The organism is Helicobacter sp. MIT 99-5507, from assembly GCF_003364295.1.
Taxonomy (GTDB): domain Bacteria; phylum Campylobacterota; class Campylobacteria; order Campylobacterales; family Helicobacteraceae; genus NHYM01.
Genome location: NZ_NXLO01000004.1, coordinates 1 through 16,183 on the forward strand (window position 1 = coordinate 1; position 16,183 = coordinate 16,183).

Below are 16,183 nucleotides of genomic sequence, written 5' to 3' on the forward strand. Positions count from 1 at the left end.
ATCACTTCTTGCCATTGCCACTTGCGCATCTGTCCTTGTAGTTACGAATCTAGGCACAGCAACAGCAGCAAGCACACCTAAAATAACGATAACGAATACCAACTCAATCATTGAGAAACCACTTCTTTTCATTCTAAACTCCTTGTGAAATAAAATTTCTTTTAACTCTAGTAGAGTAAAAGTAAATAGAATTTAAACATTTTTTTTTTTGAATACTTCCTTAAAAAGCTAATAATTATTTAGAAAAATTTTGCCTAATCACTTCATACACAGCGATACTAACACTATTTGCTAGGTTTATACTTCGTGCTTCATTAAACATTGGTATTTTTACTAGATTGTCTTTATTTGCTTCTAATATACTAGAATCTAGTCCCCTGTCCTCTCTTCCAAAATACAAAAAACATTCACTATCAAAATCTACATCAAAATAGTGTTTAGTCGCTTTTGTTGTAAAAAAGAAATGATTTTTATCTATTTTATTTTGTTGCCAAAAAGATTCTAGATTATCCCATTTTAACAAATCAACATCTTTAAAATAATCCATACCAGCGCGCTTTAAGCCCTTTGAATCTAGTAAAAAACCAAGTGGATAAACAAGATGCAATCTTGCATTACTAGCAATGCAAAGTCTGCCAATATTACCTGTGTTTTGTGGGATTCTAGGTTCTACTAAAACTATATTTATCAATACTGCACTCTTTAATTAAAATCAATTACTACTTCATAGTTTTTTCTATCTTTAATGATATCAAATGTAAAATTTAATTCACTACATAATTTGCCTAATATTTTTATGCCAAGTTTTGAGCTAAATAAATTTATATTACTTCCTTGTGTATTTTGTATTTTTATGATTTTAGAATCTAGTGAGATTTTTATCGTGCTTTTGCTTTGTGCATATGCAATCGCATTTTCAAAAATGGACATAAGCATTTTTAAAAATAGATTCTGTCTTGTATGAAGTATAAAATCATCACCAATGATTTCGACTTCTAATTCTCTATTTTTTAATAATAAATCAACTTTTGAAATAATATCTTTTATACTTTGTATTACGCTTATATCTGTTTTCTCATCAAAATCAAAGATATTAAAATAAAGCACACTTTGAATCTCAATATACAATCTTTTTATATCTTCATTGATATCATCAATAAAAGCATCTTTTTTGTATTCTTGATTGTGTTGGAATTTTTCAACCCTTGCTTTTAAGATAGCAAGTGGAGTTTTTAGCTCATGTGTAGCAGTGGCAAACAAATCTTTATCTTTAATACGAAGTTCTTCAAATCGATGAATAAGCATATTTAGTGCAGATTCTATTTGTTTTATTTCATCGCCTACATTTTTTCCATTTGTGTAAAATTCATTTCCACTTTTGTAATTTTTGCATTGATTTGCAAGGTAATTTAGCGGTGATAAAAGCTTTCGTATAAAATAGATTCCAAGTATTCCAATGATGATTAAATATATCAAATGTTGCAAGATTAATTGCATTGCTGTTTCATAAATATGTTTTTTTACTGCAATATCACTACTTTTTAGATTGAAATATGTTCCATTTGGAAGTTTTTTTGATACGGCTATCTCGCCTTTTTTTGGCTTATATCTCTCTTTTGTAAAGAAAAATAATATTTCTCTTCCACCGATTTTTTCTATCACAGAAGTCATGTGCGGAATGTGATATAAAAAATCTAGATTTGTTTTGTCATTGTATTTTTTGACATAATCATAGCTTTCATTTATAGAATGCCATAAAAGTATTTCTAAATCTTGTCTTTTTTCGTTATTGATATATATGATTGCTAGTGTGATATTTGTAAGAAAATATATACTTGTAAGCATTAGAAAAAAAATCGTGATTTTATTTGTAAGTAGCCTTGATTTAATCAATCATAAATCCCCTTGTCTTAATTGTTTTTATGATTTTTGGATTAATCTTTTTCCTAAGTCTTGAGATTAGTTCATCTATGCTATTTGAGAGTATATTTTCTGGGTGAAGATATAGTGCATCTATGATTTCATTTTTGCTAAAAACATATCCTCTTTTTGATAAAAGTAAAAATAACAATGTATTTTCATTTTTGCTTAGCATTATTTGTTTGTCATTTCTTGTTATTTGTTTTGTTTCTAAATTTATTATCGTATCTTCAAATATAAATTCGCTAGATTGGAATCTGCGTCCAAGTGCTAAGATTCTTGCTTTTAATTCTTTATTATCAAATGGCTTTTCTAGATAATCATCAGCACCTTTTAGTAGCCCGCTTACTTTATCATCTACGCTACATAATGCACTAATGACTAAGATACCCATATTTGGATTTTTGTTTTTTGCATATTTTATTATGTCACTCATGATATCTATGCCACAAAATTTTCTATCAAGCACTAAAACAGCATAAGAATATGAATCTAAATAATAAATAATGTCGTCTTTAGTGCTAACTGCATCAACATTAAATCCATCAAATTGTAGATTCTCCCTAAGTAATTCAAGTAATATTTCTTCGTCATCAGCAATTAGGATTCTAAACAATTATCTCTCCAAGGCATCATATATAAACATTTTTAAATAATCTTTTCCAAACATTGCATATAATTTATTTATTATTCTATCTTTATTGTCATCATTTATCATAACTTCTATTTTGCCATAGTCAATTCTTCCTGTGACTTTTTCTTTTGCGCTTTGTAATAATTTTGTATTATATTGTTTGCATGGAAAATAATAAAATACATCAAATTTATCTTCAAGCAAACAATCTATGATTATATCTTTATACTCATCTCTAAAATAAATACATAGAATCTTATCCATATAATTTCACCTTTTTTGCTAAAGTTTTAAATGCTGGTGGTAATATCAAAAGTGTTAAAATACTTGATGTTGCAAGTCCGCCAAGTATTACTACTGCAAGTGGTCTTTGTATCTCGCTTCCAACTCCATTTGATAACAATAATGGAAGTAGCCCAAATCCTGCGATAAATGCAGTCATCAATACTGGTCTTAATCTCCTTTGAGCGCCAATTCTTACAGCATCATCTATACTATATCCACTTTTTATCAATGAAATAAAATAACTCACCATTACAAGTCCATTTAATATTGCAATACCAAATAATGCGATAAATCCAACAGAAGATGGCACAGAAATATATTCACCTGTAATAAATAATGCTATAAGTCCACCTGTTACTGCAAATGGTATATTTAATAAAATCAAAAGCGCAATAGATATGGACTTAAATGTAAAAAATAATATAAAAAATATTACAATAATACTAAGTGGAATAATAGTCATAAGCTTTGCTTGTGCTCTTTGCTGATTCTCAAATTGTCCGCCATAAGTAATGCTATATCCTTCATCTAGCTTTATAGTAGAATTTATTTTTTGTTTTATTTCTTCTACATATCCACCTAAATCTCTACCTTCTACATTGCTTCTTACTACACTATTGCGATAGGTGTTTTCTCTATTTACTTGCACTGGACCTTCGATTTGTTTTATATCTGCAATAGCATTAATTGGCACACTTTTGCCGCTTTTTGTAACCAATTCTAGACTTTTGAATTTATCTATATCATTTTTTATGTTTTTATCCATTCTAATTATTACAGGTGTTGTTATAAATCCTTTTGGTATATTTGCAACCATAATGCCATCAAGCGATGATTGTAAAAATTTTTGAAATTCTGTGATACTAATGCCTAGATTTGCTAGATTTGTTTTATTTGGCGTAATTTGTAAATATGTGAATCCTTCATTTATCGCTGTAAATATCTCACTTGAACCTTTTATACTTCCAAGCAGTTCAGCAACTTCATTGCTAAGTTCATTTAATCTATCAATGTCACTTCCAAATATTTTTATAGCTATATCACCACGCGCTCCAGTTAGCATTTCAGATGTCCTCATTTCAATAGGTTGGGTAAATCCAAAGCTAATACCTTTAAAATTGACTAGAGCATTTTTTATTTTTTCTTGAATTTCTTCTTTTGTTTTTACTTCCCACTCATCTTTTGGTTTTAGCACAATAAAAGTATCGCTTTGATTTAATCCCATAGGATCAAGCCCTATCTCATCGCTGCCTGTCCTTGCAATAATACTTTTTATCTCACTTACTTCACTTAGTAATTGTTTTTGGACTCTTAAGTTTAAATCTTTTGATTGTTCAAGTGATATTGATGGAGGCGTCTCAATGCTAAGTATTATATCGCCTTCATCAAGTGTTGGCATAAATTCGCTACCAATAAATAAAATAAGACTAAAACAAGCTGCTAAAAATATCAATGCAGATGCAAATACTATCTTTATATGTTTTAGTGCAAAATTTAATAATGGCTTATATAGTTCTAAGAAAAATTTATTTATTAAGGTATCTTTGTGTGGTGTTTGTTTTAGTATAAATGAGCTTACTACTGGAATCACACTTAGTGATAATAAGAGAGAGCCAAATAATGCAAATACTATTGATATTGCAACAGGTTTAAATAGTTTTCCTTCTAATCCCTCTAAACTTAAAAGTGGCATAAAAAATAAAATAATAATCAAGATTCCACTAAATACAGGAAGCGAAACTTCTTTTGCAGCACGATATATTATATGTAATCTATCGAGTTTGCTTTCTTTTTGGCTTAAGTGTGCAAATATATTTTCAACCATAACAACAGCAGAATCTACAAGCATTCCAACTGCAATAACCAATCCACCAAGGCTCATAAGATTTGCACTAATGCCAAAGATTTTCATCATAATAAATGCAAATAATAATGCAAGTGGCAAGATAATACTTACTGCAATAGCTGCCCTTATATTTCCTAAAAATAAAAACAATGTAATAATAATTAGCACAACAGCTTCTATTAATACTTTTGTTACGCTATTTACAGCTTTTTGCGTAAGATTTGATCGATCATAAAATATATCTAGGCTCACTCCATCTGGTAGTTTTAATTCTTCTAATCGTTTTTTTATCTCATCGATGGCTTCTTTTGTATTTGCACCTTTTAATGACAAGACCAAACCTTGTGTAGCCTCACCAATTCCATCTTTTGTAACAAATCCTAGTCTTGTTATATACTCATCATTTACTTCTGCAAAATCACTCAATTTTACAAATCCATCTTTTGATGGTATTGGAATCTGCTCTATTTCATTTATATCTAGTGCACTTGTTTGGACTTTTACAATAAGAGATTCTCCTGCTACATTTATGCGTCCTGCACCTGAATTGTTTAGATTCTCGCTAAGTATCGTTTCAATATCACTTATTGCTATGCCTAGATTTGCCATTTTTGTAAAATTTGGTGAAATTGTCACTGCACGCACATATCCACCTAGTGAATTTACATCAGCTACACCTTTGATATTTCTAAGAGCTGGTCTTATTGTAAAATCTAATAACTCCCTTTTTTCAGTTTGTGAGATATTTCCTTCAATTACAAACATCATCATTTCACCAAGTGGTGTTGTAATAGGTGCCATTCCACCGCTTACTCCCGGTGGTAAATCACCCATTATCCCACTTAGTTTTTCAGCGACCATGTTCCTTACTTTGTAGATATCCATGCCTTCTTCAAAATCAATAGTGATATCTGCTATGGCGTATTTTGATATGCTTCTTAATATCTTTTGTCCCTCTAAGCCTAAAAGCTCGCTTTCAATTGGACGGACAACTCTATTTTCTACTTCTGTTGGTCCCATTCCTGGAGCTTTTAATATAATCTTTACTTGTGTTGATGAAATATCTGGAAATGCATCTATTGGAATCTTTATAAATGAGTAGAATCCAGCTATAAATATTACAATCCCAAAAATAATAATAACAATCCTTTGTCTAAGGCAAAATTCTATAATACTCTTTAGCATTTATCCATCCTCTTATTCAAAGCTAAGCCCGCTCATAGCACCTTTTAGAACGATGATAGAACCATTTGCAAGATTTGTTTGGAGTCCAAAATTATCTTTTTTGATTAAGAATCCATTGTTGATTTCTTTTACTATTTCTATTTTTGTTGGCATAAATCCATTTTGTGTTTTTACAAAAACAATACTATCATTGCCAATCTTTGTTACTACATCTCGAGTTATTGCAATAGTATCTTTAGGATTATCTACCAATATAAAAGTATCTATATTGCTACCAGCTTGTAATTTTTTGTAATTAATATTTGCTGTTGCATTGATTGTATTTGTATCTGTATCTATTGCTATTGATACAGAATTTATATTGCCAATTTCAATTTTTGTATTTTTATCTTTGATGAAAACTTTTGCATTTTTTTGTATATCTAAAGCATTGTTTTGTGGTATTTTTATATTTGCTTGCATTTTGCTATTATCATTTGTGATGATTATATAAGGACTAAAAGCTTCTACTTTTTGCGCACTTTTACTAGGACCAACTGCTAGAATCCCGCTTATTTGTGCTATCACAGGATAGCCAAAACCTTGTGCATTTGGGTTTATTCCGATTTGCTTGATAATAGAATCTAAATCTTTTAGCTTTAATTCTAATTCATTTGCAAGTAGATAGCTGTTTTGATATTCTCTTTGGGATATTACTCCGCTTTCAAATAATTCTTTATCTTTTTTTACATTGTTTTGTGCGATTTGATATTTGGATTCTGTGTTTTTGTATTCATATACTAGGTTTGATAGAGAATCTGATATGATATTACAAATCACATCCCCTTTTTTTACATAATCACCTTCAAATTTTTTGATATTTGAAATTGTTATTTCAAATGGACTTACTTGTTTGATTGATGCTTGATTGCTAAAATCAAGACTAGAGGCAAATGGGCCAATCATATAATATTCGCTAAAATCTGGTTTTGTTATACCTATGCCTAATTTTTGCATTTGAATATCATTTAGTATTATCTCATCATAACCAAACATAAAATTTAGCAAAAATAGTGAGATATAGATAATTCTCTTCATTTTGTTTCCTTTGTTTTGATTTCTATTCCAAGACTTTCTTCTAGTAATGATAATGTATTGATATAATTTAATTTTTCTTGCGTGAGATTTATTCTGCTATTTAGATAATTATTTTTTGTATCAAGATATTCAAATACACTAATAACACCTGCATCAAAACCTTTTTGCATAATATCAAAGAGATTCTTAGCATTTTGCTCATTTTGTGTTTGTAATTCTATAACTTCTTTTTGTTGTATTAATTGCTCTTTATATGAATTTGCATTTTGTTTGATTTGCATTGATGTTATTTGATTTTGTCTTATGCTTGCACTTTGTAATTCGAGTAATGCTTGTTGTTGATAATTTGCTTGCGAGGTAAATGGAAGTGGAATGACAAACTTTAAGTCAATGCTATTTTGCCCTATCGTATAGCCTGCCCCAATTTGCATACTATTCATTCTGCTTCTACTTATGACTTTTGCACTTTGTTCATAATCTAGTGCATCTAATTTTAGGATTTCGTTGTATATAGAATTGCTTACATAAAAATCTATATTTATATCATCTATATATGAAAAAAATAAATTATTAATTCCACTAAAATTATCATCACCAACTAGAATCTTTAATTTATCTAGTGTATCTTTTAATAGTATTTGATGTGATTTTAACAAAGATAGAGTATTTGAATAATCATTCTTAAATCTAAGCAATTCTGCCTTGGAGATTCTATTTGCATTAAATCTTTTTTGTGCTATTTCTAGTGCGTCTTTTGCTAATGCTTCTTTGTCTTTATATATTTGTTCTTGTTCTTTATAGATTGTGTATGTTAAGTAATTTCGTTTTGCACTTATTGCTATTATATTTTTTTGTAACTCTGTAATTTTTATATTTTTATTTACTTTTGTTGTGTAGCTATCTTTTATAACTCCGCTTACCCAAGGCATTTGTGGCGTTAGCATCAGCAATATTTGTGCTTGTGTTTCAAACTTATTCGTTCCTGCGACTCTATTAAAACTAGGACTAATTTCAATATATGGAGATTCCCATGAATTTGCAGCATATCCTTCATTTTGCAATGATTTTGTCATTGCATTTTGAAATATGATTTCTTTTGAATTATCATAGACTTTATCTAAAAAATCTTCATAACTAATCTCATTACAATATACAATACATAATATTGATGTAATTATTACAAATAATTTAGCCATACTTTCCTACTAAAATTGATTTTTGGAATGCTAAAATATTTTGTATGAGAAAATTATGAAATGGTATGTAAGAGCCTAACAAGGCTTTTAACCTTGTTATGATTTATCAATGAAGATCGTGCCAGATTTTTCTTTTCCATAAATATGCAAGAATTGCCATAATTATCATAAAGCCAATTAGAATTTTACCTACAAATTCTCTTTGATCTTTTTTGCTATCGCCAATCTTTTCTAGATAAGCAATAACTTTTTCTTGAGAATCTTGTGTTAGTCCAACTCTAGGCATTGATGTCCCTACCAAAGTTTTTTGTGGATCATTTATAAATTTATTTAGAGTTTCTTCACCTCTGCTTCTTATCATCATAGATAAGTCAGGAGCTTTTGCACCCATATAATTTACAATTGTATCACTTGGTGTTAGTGCCACAACTTTGTCATATTTTACACTATGGCATCTTACACAAGATTCTTCAAATATCTCTTTATTGCTTAGCTGTACATTAGCGGCTAATGATTTAAAGTATGCGACCATATCTCCTAATTCAGCATCACTTACTAGTGTTGGAGTCATAGGGAATGGTTTAGTATCATTAAATTTATGGGTAAGTTTTAGTGCTTTTACAGGATCTTTTATTAAATTTGCTAAAAATTTACCATCATAAATTGCACCAATATTTGATAAATCAGGAGGCACTACGCCATATGCAGATGCTGCAAGATCATTTGTTAACAATGCAGGATATCCATCTTTTTGAATGCTATGACAAGCTACACAATAAGTAGTTGCTAATACTTTTCCATTTTCAACATTTCCAGTAGTTGGAAGATCTTCTAAGTCGCTAAATTTGAAATCAGCAGGAGCTGTTTTTGGATGGAATACGGAATGTGCCAATGGCTCAACGCCCCAATATAGGATTCCAACTACAATAGCTACAAATGCAAAGATTTTTAACTCTCTTAATGCACTCATTTTGCACCTCCACCATGACATTTACACTTTTTCTCTATTGTTGTAATAATTGGCAATGTGATAATTAATACTATAAATACAATCGCAGCAATAAATCCAACTATAATATTTGTGCCTTCTGCTGGTAATTTACCATAAATAGTTAATACTATTAAATCTGCTAATAATATAAAAAACCATATACAAAACATAGGTCTCTTATGTGCTGGAGCTACAATCGGGCTTCTATCTAAGAAAGGCAATGCAAATAAAATTACTTGTGCAAAACCAAAAAATATTAATCCTAATGCCTCACTCATATAAAAACCTCTCAATATTTCATAGCTCCACAAGAAATACCATTCTGGATATATATGTGCTGGTGTTTTTAGTCCATCTGCAGGGTCAAAGTTGATTGGATCCATAGCAAAACCAAACTTAAAGCACATCAAATAAAAGAATAAAATCATAAATGTACAAATTACAAATATATCTTTTGATAGAAAATCAGGCCAAAATGCGACAATCTTAGCATCTTTTTTATTTCCATTTTTGTATTTTTCTACTTCTTTGTCAAAATCTATTTCTTCACCATCTTGGTTATTGACATGGGGAATTCTAAGAGAATAGAAATGTATAACAATAAATGCAATAATGATAATAGGTAATAAAAATACATGTAGCATGAAGAATCTTGTTAATGTAGCATCTGCTGGTATAAAATTACCCCTTATCCAAACAACTAAATCTGGTCCAATAAATGGAACTTTAGAGAATAAATCTGTGATAACTTTCGCTGCCCAATAGCTCATTTGTCCCCAAGGTAGCATATATCCACTGAATGCTTCTGCAGAAAACAATACAAATAAAATCATTCCAGTTATCCATATCATCTCTCTTCCACGTTTATATGAACCATAATATATTCCAACAAGCATATGAATATAAATTACTAAAAATATTAGTGAAGCACTGACTGCATGAGCATGTCTCCATAGCCAACCATATTCAACTTCATTCATTATAGTAAAATTTACACTATCAAATGCAAGATTAATATCTGGCTTATAATACATTAATAAGAAGATTCCAGATGTAACAAGCACGGCAAAAAGCATTGTTAAAACAACGCCCATAGCCCATAGCCAATTTATATTTTTTGGAATCCAATATTCCGTCATTAATACTTTTGTGAGTGATTTTATAGCTAGACGTTGGTCAAGCCAATCTATAAAACCATCTGCTTTTTTAATTTCTGCCATTATTTCTCCCCTTATGCTTTGTTTGTTAGCTGTTTGTAGATATCACCTTCTTCACCAAATACTAATTTTGTGCCATCAATATTAAATGGTGGGATTTCCATAGGTCGTGTTGGTGGTGTGCCTTTTTTATTCACTCCTGAAGAGTTAAACTGCCCGCCATGACATGCACACAAAAACTCTTTTTTATCTTTTTCATATGTAGGAATACAACCAAGATGAGTGCATACCTGCAAGCCGACTGTATAAAGCTCGCCATTTATTTCAAAATCTCTACCTTCTATCTTTTCAGAACCACTATCTTTTTTTAGAACATAGACAGGTTGCCCACGCCATTCAAAAGTCTTTAGCTCCCCTTTTTCTATCTGTGATATATCAACTGTTGTAAATCCACCTGATACAACATTAGGAAGTGGATCCCAAGTCTTTTTCATAGCAAATATTGTTGCACCAGCACCAACTGCCGCAACTGCTGCTAAGCTCATACCAAGAAAATCGCGTCTATTGACATTTTCTTCCATTACTCCCCCCTTTGAAATACATGCTTATAAAAACTTAATAAAAAAAGGTTATCTTATATCACATTTGCTTAAAAGTTGTTATAAATTTTAGTTTTAAAATCATTTGTATTTAAAATAAAATATTAGACAAATATAGTTTATTGTTAAAAATTCCTATAAATTGCAGTTTTAAAATCTCTACCTAGCACATTTAAAATTGTTTTTATTTTATTTGATTCTCTTATATATGCTTGATTTGAGGCTTGGTTATAGAATTGCTCTAGTAGCTCTAAAATCTCAAAATCTTCAATCAAAGCTAAATCTTGTGTTTTATAAAGCACATTTTTTGCCCCTATGCTTTCAAATGCTCTATTTAGAATCCCAAAAGGAACATTATATGTAATATCACTTTTTTGATATAAAGAAAATGCAAAACTAGACAATGTGCCATCTTGTATCAATGGAAATACCTCGTGATTATAAAAGATTCTGATACTAAAATCATTTTTATAGATTTTATTTCCATAGTCAAAAACACAAAATATCCACTTCATAAAATTTGTATTTATAGAATCTAATTCTTTGCAAAAATAAAAATAACTTATTGGAATCTCACCCCGTGTAATACCTTCTTTTTTTGCGATTTCTACAATATTTTTATCTATGATATTTTGTAAAAATTCTATTTTATTATCATTTATATATGCTATTTTTTTATTATCATATAGGTTACAAGGTAGTGCATCAAAAAACTCATTTGCTACAAAAAAACAATTCCATTCTAGATTTTTTAGCTCTTTTATATTTTTTATTATTTTTATTTTATTCTGTGGTTTATTTATTTTATTAGATTCTACTGCAATAAAATTACAATTTTCTATCACACCCACGCTCAAAGCATCCAAAAAATCGTATATATCATTGATAAGATTTAGATTATTTGCACCAAATTCTATGATATTTAGCGGTAGTTTTAGATTTTCATTTTCTAGATTTTTTAGGATATATTTTGCTATTGCCCCACCAAAAAATCTACTTGCACTAACTGCTGTATAAAAATCTCTCCCAATGCTAGTATTTTTATAATATCCATTTACCCAAGAGAGAAAAAAATCATCAAATCTCTGCATTTATTTCATTTAGTGCATTTTGTAAAGATTGAAAACCTTTGTCTATTTCATCTTTTGTGATTGTAAGCGGTGGCAATAATCTAAGCGTTGCATTGCCAGATTTTAGCACTAAAACGCCATTTTGCTTTGCTTTTTTTATGATGAGTGCTAATAATTCATCATTTTTTACTTTAATCCCTTGCATAAAACCAAGTCCGCTAGTGTGTATAAAAATATTTTGATTATCTTTGCAAATTTGTTCTAATTTTTCATCAAAATACTTAATATTATTATCAAGATTCCCACTATTTTTATAAGATTCTAAAGTCTCTAATACACACAAAGCAGCTGCACAAGAGAGTAGATTCCCACCAAATGTGCTTCCATGGTCGCCTACTTTAAATATATCTATTTTAGAAGTCATTGTTGCACCAATTGGCACTCCACCACCAAGCCCTTTTGCAAGGCTAATGATATCAGGCTTTATTCCATAGATTTGTGAAGTTAAAAAATCTCCGCTACGATAGATGCCACTTTGGACTTCATCAACTATTAGCAAAACATCATTTTTTTTACACCAAGATTCTAGATTCTTTATTTCATCTTTTGGCATTGCCTTTACGCCACCCTCACCTTGGATTAGCTCTAGCATTATAGCTATTACATTTTTTTTATTGCTTGCAATATTGATAGCATCACTTATATCATTTGCGTATAAAAATCCACTTGGAAATGGTGCAAAATGTTTGTGCATTTTATCTTGTCCGCAAGCCTTTAATGTAGCAATACTTCGCCCATGAAAGCTATTTTTTAGCGTAATAATATCAAAACGATTTGTAGATTCGCCATACAGCCTTGCGATTTTTATACTACATTCATTTGCTTCTAGCCCAGAATTTGAAAAAAAAACTCGCATTTTATCTTTTGATAATTCTACCAACCTCTTTGCTAGTTTTGCTTGTTGTGGGATAGCAAATAGATTTGATAGATGCAACATTTTTGCTTGATTTGATATGCTCTCTACTAGATTTTTATTGTTATGCCCAAGGCTATTTACACCAATTCCAGCAGTAAAATCAATATAGCAAAATCCTTGCTTATCATAGATTTTAGCATTTTCTCCATGTTCAAACTCTGTATAATCCCTGCTATATGTATGTAGGACATACTCTTTATCTATTTGCTCTAGGTTATCCAAAAATACCACTCCTTAGAAAACTTAATAGGATTGACGTGTTAATATAGCTTTTGCCCTATTGTCACGTTTTTTCAAATCTTTTTGTTGCATTTTCACCAAATTGCAATTGATGATACTATTAATTAATCTCTCTCCAGGGAAATCAGCCATAACCATACCTGCTAAGGCAATTTTATGCTTTTTTAAATAATCTGCTGTAAGTGTGTTTGTCCCCTCAAAGTATATAGTTGCAATCACACCAAACCATGCACCACGTGGAAAATCAGGATATACTCCTTTCCAACCTGGTTCAGTAAGTCCAGTGACTAATCTTCCTGCACCAGTGCCAGGTGATGAATGACCGCTTGCTACGAAATATGGAAAACTTCCGCCAGAGCCACTTAGATAATTCATATAGATTGTTCCAGAACTATTATTTGATCTATTGAATTGTGCTTTGATTTTATCCCATTTTGCGTATAGATCCCAATTTGCATTAAGATGATAATCATCTTGTTTATTAATATATCTATAAGATAAACCATATTGATTAAGCGATAAAACATCAGATAATAATACTAATTTACCACGAAAATCACCTACTTTTGGATTGGTAGTTCCACTTGTATTTACCCAAAAAATATCTTTGTAACTATCATAATATTTTTTAAATAATTTCTCCATTTCAGTGTCACTTGCACTAGAGTTTTCTTGTTTAAATCTCATAAAAATGCTTTCTGTAGGATTCTGTCTTAGAAAATCTCGCACAATCCTTAAGACTTCTCCAAAATCTACACCTAAATTCACAATCCCGTGATAGATAGGAAAAGAATTACCATTGTGTTTTGCACGAATATCAATCACTCGAATCCCGCTTATTAGCTGTTCGCGTAAATTCATCGCTTGTGTTCTTGCTATATCATGCCCTTTTAGTTTTACTCCCCCTGTCATTGTATCATGCGAACCTGGTAATGATAAGTCACTCAAAAGCATTTCATCTGGAAGCCAGTCCATCCATCCTGAGCGATATTGTGTAGCAGCGTATTCATTCCAATATGCTGTATCATAATGTGCAAACATTATATTATGAAATATAAATATAAATATAAATAATTTTATAATTTTCATATTTTGTTTTAAAATCCTAGAATCTTATAGTGATAGTTGTGCCAAAAATTTTATTGTTTAGATTCTATTAATTTATTATAAAAATACACTGATAAATCTACTAAAAATATTATAATTTTAAAAAATTAGATTCTTTGAAAATTATCCTATATGCAATTCTTTATATAATTTTATTGCATATCTATCTGTCATTGAGGCGATATAATCACTAATTACTCTATGTATTTTTGCTCCAGAATCTATTCTATCTTTTGCCTCCAATGGTAATAAATATTTATCATTCATAAAATCATTAAACAATGCCCTTATGCATTGCTTTCCAAAAAACATTTTTCTTTTTATCTCTTCATTTTTATATAGATATTTAAAAAGTGTTTTTTTAATATCTCTTAAATTACTTGTAATATCCTTGTCATAGCATATTTGCTTGCTTTTTTTAAAATTATTTATAATATTTTGTGCTAATGTATTTATCAATGATGAAATAAAACGATAGCGAAAGACTTTATCATTTTTATATACACCATCATTATTTAAGTTTTTTATCAATTTTGCTATCAAGGCATTATCCTCTAAAATATCAATAGAGATTATTTTTTGTTTTATACCATCATCTATATCATGGCTTATATACGCGATTTCATCACTTAAATCTACTATCATTGCTTCTAGTTTTGGATCATTTTCTATTTTAAAAATTTCTTTTAGATTCTTGCTAAAAAATGGTTTATCATAAGGTTTTGAATGTTTTAAGATTCCCTCTAATGTCGCATAAGTAAGATTTAGTCCATTAAATTCTTTGTATCTTTTTTCTAGTTCACTTACAACACGAAATGATTGAAAATTGTGCTCAAATCCATTTTTGTATCCAGAATCTTTTAAGATTCTATCTAGTTCATCACCGCCACTATGCCCAAATGGTGAATGCCCTAAATCATGTGCTAAAGCGATTGCTTCAGCTAGATTTTCTTCTAGGTTGCAATGATTTGCAATAGTCCTTGCTATTTGACTAACTTCTATTGTATGAGTTAATCTTGTCCTAAAATAATCACCTTGTGTGTTTAAAAAAACTTGGGTTTTGTATTCAAGTCGTCTAAAACTACTACAATGTATTATCCTATCTCTATCTCTTGCATATGGATTTCTGTAATCATCATTAAAGCGATAAAATCTATCTATATCTCGCATAAAATAGCCTTTAATTTTTTGGGTTTAATTTTATCAAAAATACTTTAGAATCTATGTTTATTAAAAAATTATAAGGAAAACTCTATGGAAATTTTAAAAAAAGCATTTGGTAGATATGAAACAAATTGCTATATAGTAAAAAGTGCTTATGGTGATTTTATCATCGATCCAGGTGAAAATAGCACTTCTTGGGTATTAGAAAATATAAATAATCCTATTGCAATTTTAAATACTCACGGGCATTTTGATCATATTTGGTGTAATGCAGAATTAAAAGAAAAGTTAAATATTCCTATATTTTGCCCTAAAGAAGATTCTTTTATGTTAAAGAGTGATTGTTTTGAATTAGGGCTTACCCCAAAAGCTCCAGATATTGAGGTAGAAAACAATGAAGTATTTTATTTTAATACCAAAGGTTTGGTGGATTCTAATGGTGCAGATTCTATCAAAATAGAATATATGTTTTTTCCTGGGCATACTCCTGGGTGCAGTATGATAAAAATAGGCGATTTTATATTTAGTGGGGATTTTATATTTAGAAGGTCTATTGGTAGGTCAGATTTTCCATATTCTAGTGATGATTTAATGCAAGATTCTCTAAAGAGATTTGGTGAGATTTCTTATGATATGGTTTTACATCCTGGACATGGAGAATCTACTACAATCAAAGCAGAGCAGGGTAATTTAAGATTTTTTATAAAATAGATTAAAAAAAAGTATTTAAGATTTT

Annotated in this window: 16 protein-coding genes; 1 reads left to right on the forward strand and 15 read right to left on the reverse strand. The window is 29.7% G+C overall.

Features of this window, described 5'->3' with window-relative positions:
* The 15 genes from CQA42_RS06740 to CQA42_RS06810 form a co-directional block, all read right to left on the reverse strand.
* Positions 1-132: type II secretion system protein (locus tag CQA42_RS06740; protein WP_115583932.1), on the reverse strand; the 132-nt coding region annotated here is incomplete at its 3' end.
* A 103-nt stretch (positions 133-235) separates the two neighbouring features.
* Positions 236-691 (reverse strand): tRNA (cytidine(34)-2'-O)-methyltransferase, encoded by a 456-nt coding sequence (locus CQA42_RS06745; protein WP_115583933.1) that lies wholly within the window; start codon positions 689-691, stop codon positions 236-238.
* A gap of 11 nt (positions 692-702) precedes the next feature.
* Positions 703-1,893 carry a sensor histidine kinase KdpD gene (locus CQA42_RS06750; RefSeq protein ID WP_115583934.1) on the reverse strand — a complete coding sequence of 397 codons (1,191 nt, stop codon included), beginning with the start codon at positions 1,891-1,893 and terminating at the stop codon, positions 703-705.
* Positions 1,886-2,536 carry a response regulator transcription factor gene (locus CQA42_RS06755; protein ID WP_115583935.1) on the reverse strand — a complete coding sequence of 217 codons (651 nt, stop codon included), beginning with the start codon at positions 2,534-2,536 and terminating at the stop codon, positions 1,886-1,888. Before CQA42_RS06755 ends, CQA42_RS06750 begins: the two co-directional genes overlap by 8 nt.
* Positions 2,537-2,818: a DUF3240 family protein gene (locus tag CQA42_RS06760; protein ID WP_115583936.1), complete on the reverse strand. Its 282-nt coding sequence runs from the start codon at positions 2,816-2,818 to the stop codon at positions 2,537-2,539.
* The gene (locus CQA42_RS06765; RefSeq protein WP_115583937.1) at positions 2,811-5,870 is read right to left on the reverse strand and encodes an efflux RND transporter permease subunit; all 3,060 of its coding nucleotides are present in this window, start codon (positions 5,868-5,870) and stop codon (positions 2,811-2,813) included. Before CQA42_RS06765 ends, CQA42_RS06760 begins: the two co-directional genes overlap by 8 nt.
* Before the next feature lie 12 nt (positions 5,871-5,882).
* The gene (locus tag CQA42_RS06770; protein WP_115583938.1) at positions 5,883-6,947 is read right to left on the reverse strand and encodes an efflux RND transporter periplasmic adaptor subunit; all 1,065 of its coding nucleotides are present in this window, start codon (positions 6,945-6,947) and stop codon (positions 5,883-5,885) included.
* Positions 6,944-8,143 (reverse strand): TolC family protein, encoded by a 1,200-nt coding sequence (locus CQA42_RS06775; protein WP_115583939.1) that lies wholly within the window; start codon positions 8,141-8,143, stop codon positions 6,944-6,946. Before CQA42_RS06775 ends, CQA42_RS06770 begins: the two co-directional genes overlap by 4 nt.
* 106 nt (positions 8,144-8,249) lie before the next feature.
* On the reverse strand, positions 8,250-9,113 hold the full coding sequence (locus tag CQA42_RS06780) for a c-type cytochrome (protein WP_115583940.1): 864 nt from the start codon (positions 9,111-9,113) through the stop codon (positions 8,250-8,252).
* Positions 9,110-10,354 carry a cytochrome bc complex cytochrome b subunit gene (locus tag CQA42_RS06785; protein WP_115583941.1) on the reverse strand — a complete coding sequence of 415 codons (1,245 nt, stop codon included), beginning with the start codon at positions 10,352-10,354 and terminating at the stop codon, positions 9,110-9,112. The genes CQA42_RS06780 and CQA42_RS06785 overlap by 4 nt, the downstream gene beginning before the upstream one ends.
* Before the next feature lie 11 nt (positions 10,355-10,365).
* Positions 10,366-10,872 (reverse strand): ubiquinol-cytochrome c reductase iron-sulfur subunit, encoded by a 507-nt coding sequence (gene petA, locus CQA42_RS06790; RefSeq protein WP_115583942.1) that lies wholly within the window; start codon positions 10,870-10,872, stop codon positions 10,366-10,368.
* A gap of 143 nt (positions 10,873-11,015) precedes the next feature.
* Entirely contained in the window at positions 11,016-11,981 is a 966-nt protein-coding gene (locus CQA42_RS06795; RefSeq protein WP_115583943.1) for an SAM-dependent methyltransferase, read from the reverse strand.
* On the reverse strand, positions 11,968-13,158 hold the full coding sequence (locus CQA42_RS06800; RefSeq protein WP_115583944.1) for an aminotransferase class III-fold pyridoxal phosphate-dependent enzyme: 1,191 nt from the start codon (positions 13,156-13,158) through the stop codon (positions 11,968-11,970). Before CQA42_RS06800 ends, CQA42_RS06795 begins: the two co-directional genes overlap by 14 nt.
* Positions 13,159-13,179: 21 nt before the next feature.
* Positions 13,180-14,265, reverse strand: coding sequence for a phosphatidylinositol-specific phospholipase C (locus CQA42_RS06805; protein ID WP_115583945.1), 1,086 nt, complete (start codon positions 14,263-14,265; stop codon positions 13,180-13,182).
* Positions 14,266-14,406: 141 nt separating this feature from the next.
* A complete protein-coding gene (locus tag CQA42_RS06810) occupies positions 14,407-15,453 on the reverse strand; it encodes a deoxyguanosinetriphosphate triphosphohydrolase family protein (protein ID WP_115583946.1) in 1,047 nt (348 codons plus the stop codon).
* 84 nt (positions 15,454-15,537) lie between these two features.
* Here CQA42_RS06810 and CQA42_RS06815 point away from each other — a divergent pair, with 84 nt between their 5' ends.
* Positions 15,538-16,158 carry an MBL fold metallo-hydrolase gene (locus CQA42_RS06815; protein ID WP_115583947.1) on the forward strand — a complete coding sequence of 207 codons (621 nt, stop codon included), beginning with the start codon at positions 15,538-15,540 and terminating at the stop codon, positions 16,156-16,158.
* Positions 16,159-16,183 lie beyond the last annotated feature (25 nt).

Excerpts from the sequence above, each read along its gene's own strand:
- CQA42_RS06760 (WP_115583936.1), bottom strand. The coding sequence starts at position 2,818 with ATGGATAAGATTCTATGTATTTATTTTAGAGATGAGTATAAAGATATA.
- CQA42_RS06765 (WP_115583937.1), bottom strand. The coding sequence starts at position 5,870 with ATGCTAAAGAGTATTATAGAATTTTGCCTTAGACAAAGGATTGTTATT.
- CQA42_RS06770 (WP_115583938.1), bottom strand. The coding sequence starts at position 6,947 with ATGAAGAGAATTATCTATATCTCACTATTTTTGCTAAATTTTATGTTT.
- CQA42_RS06775 (WP_115583939.1), bottom strand. The coding sequence starts at position 8,143 with ATGGCTAAATTATTTGTAATAATTACATCAATATTATGTATTGTATAT.
- CQA42_RS06780 (WP_115583940.1), bottom strand. The coding sequence starts at position 9,113 with ATGAGTGCATTAAGAGAGTTAAAAATCTTTGCATTTGTAGCTATTGTA.
- CQA42_RS06785 (WP_115583941.1), bottom strand. The coding sequence starts at position 10,354 with ATGGCAGAAATTAAAAAAGCAGATGGTTTTATAGATTGGCTTGACCAA.
- petA (WP_115583942.1), bottom strand. The coding sequence starts at position 10,872 with ATGGAAGAAAATGTCAATAGACGCGATTTTCTTGGTATGAGCTTAGCA.
- CQA42_RS06795 (WP_115583943.1), bottom strand. The coding sequence starts at position 11,981 with ATGCAGAGATTTGATGATTTTTTTCTCTCTTGGGTAAATGGATATTAT.
- CQA42_RS06805 (WP_115583945.1), bottom strand. The coding sequence starts at position 14,265 with ATGAAAATTATAAAATTATTTATATTTATATTTATATTTCATAATATA.
- CQA42_RS06810 (WP_115583946.1), bottom strand. The coding sequence starts at position 15,453 with ATGCGAGATATAGATAGATTTTATCGCTTTAATGATGATTACAGAAAT.
- CQA42_RS06815 (WP_115583947.1), top strand. The coding sequence starts at position 15,538 with ATGGAAATTTTAAAAAAAGCATTTGGTAGATATGAAACAAATTGCTAT.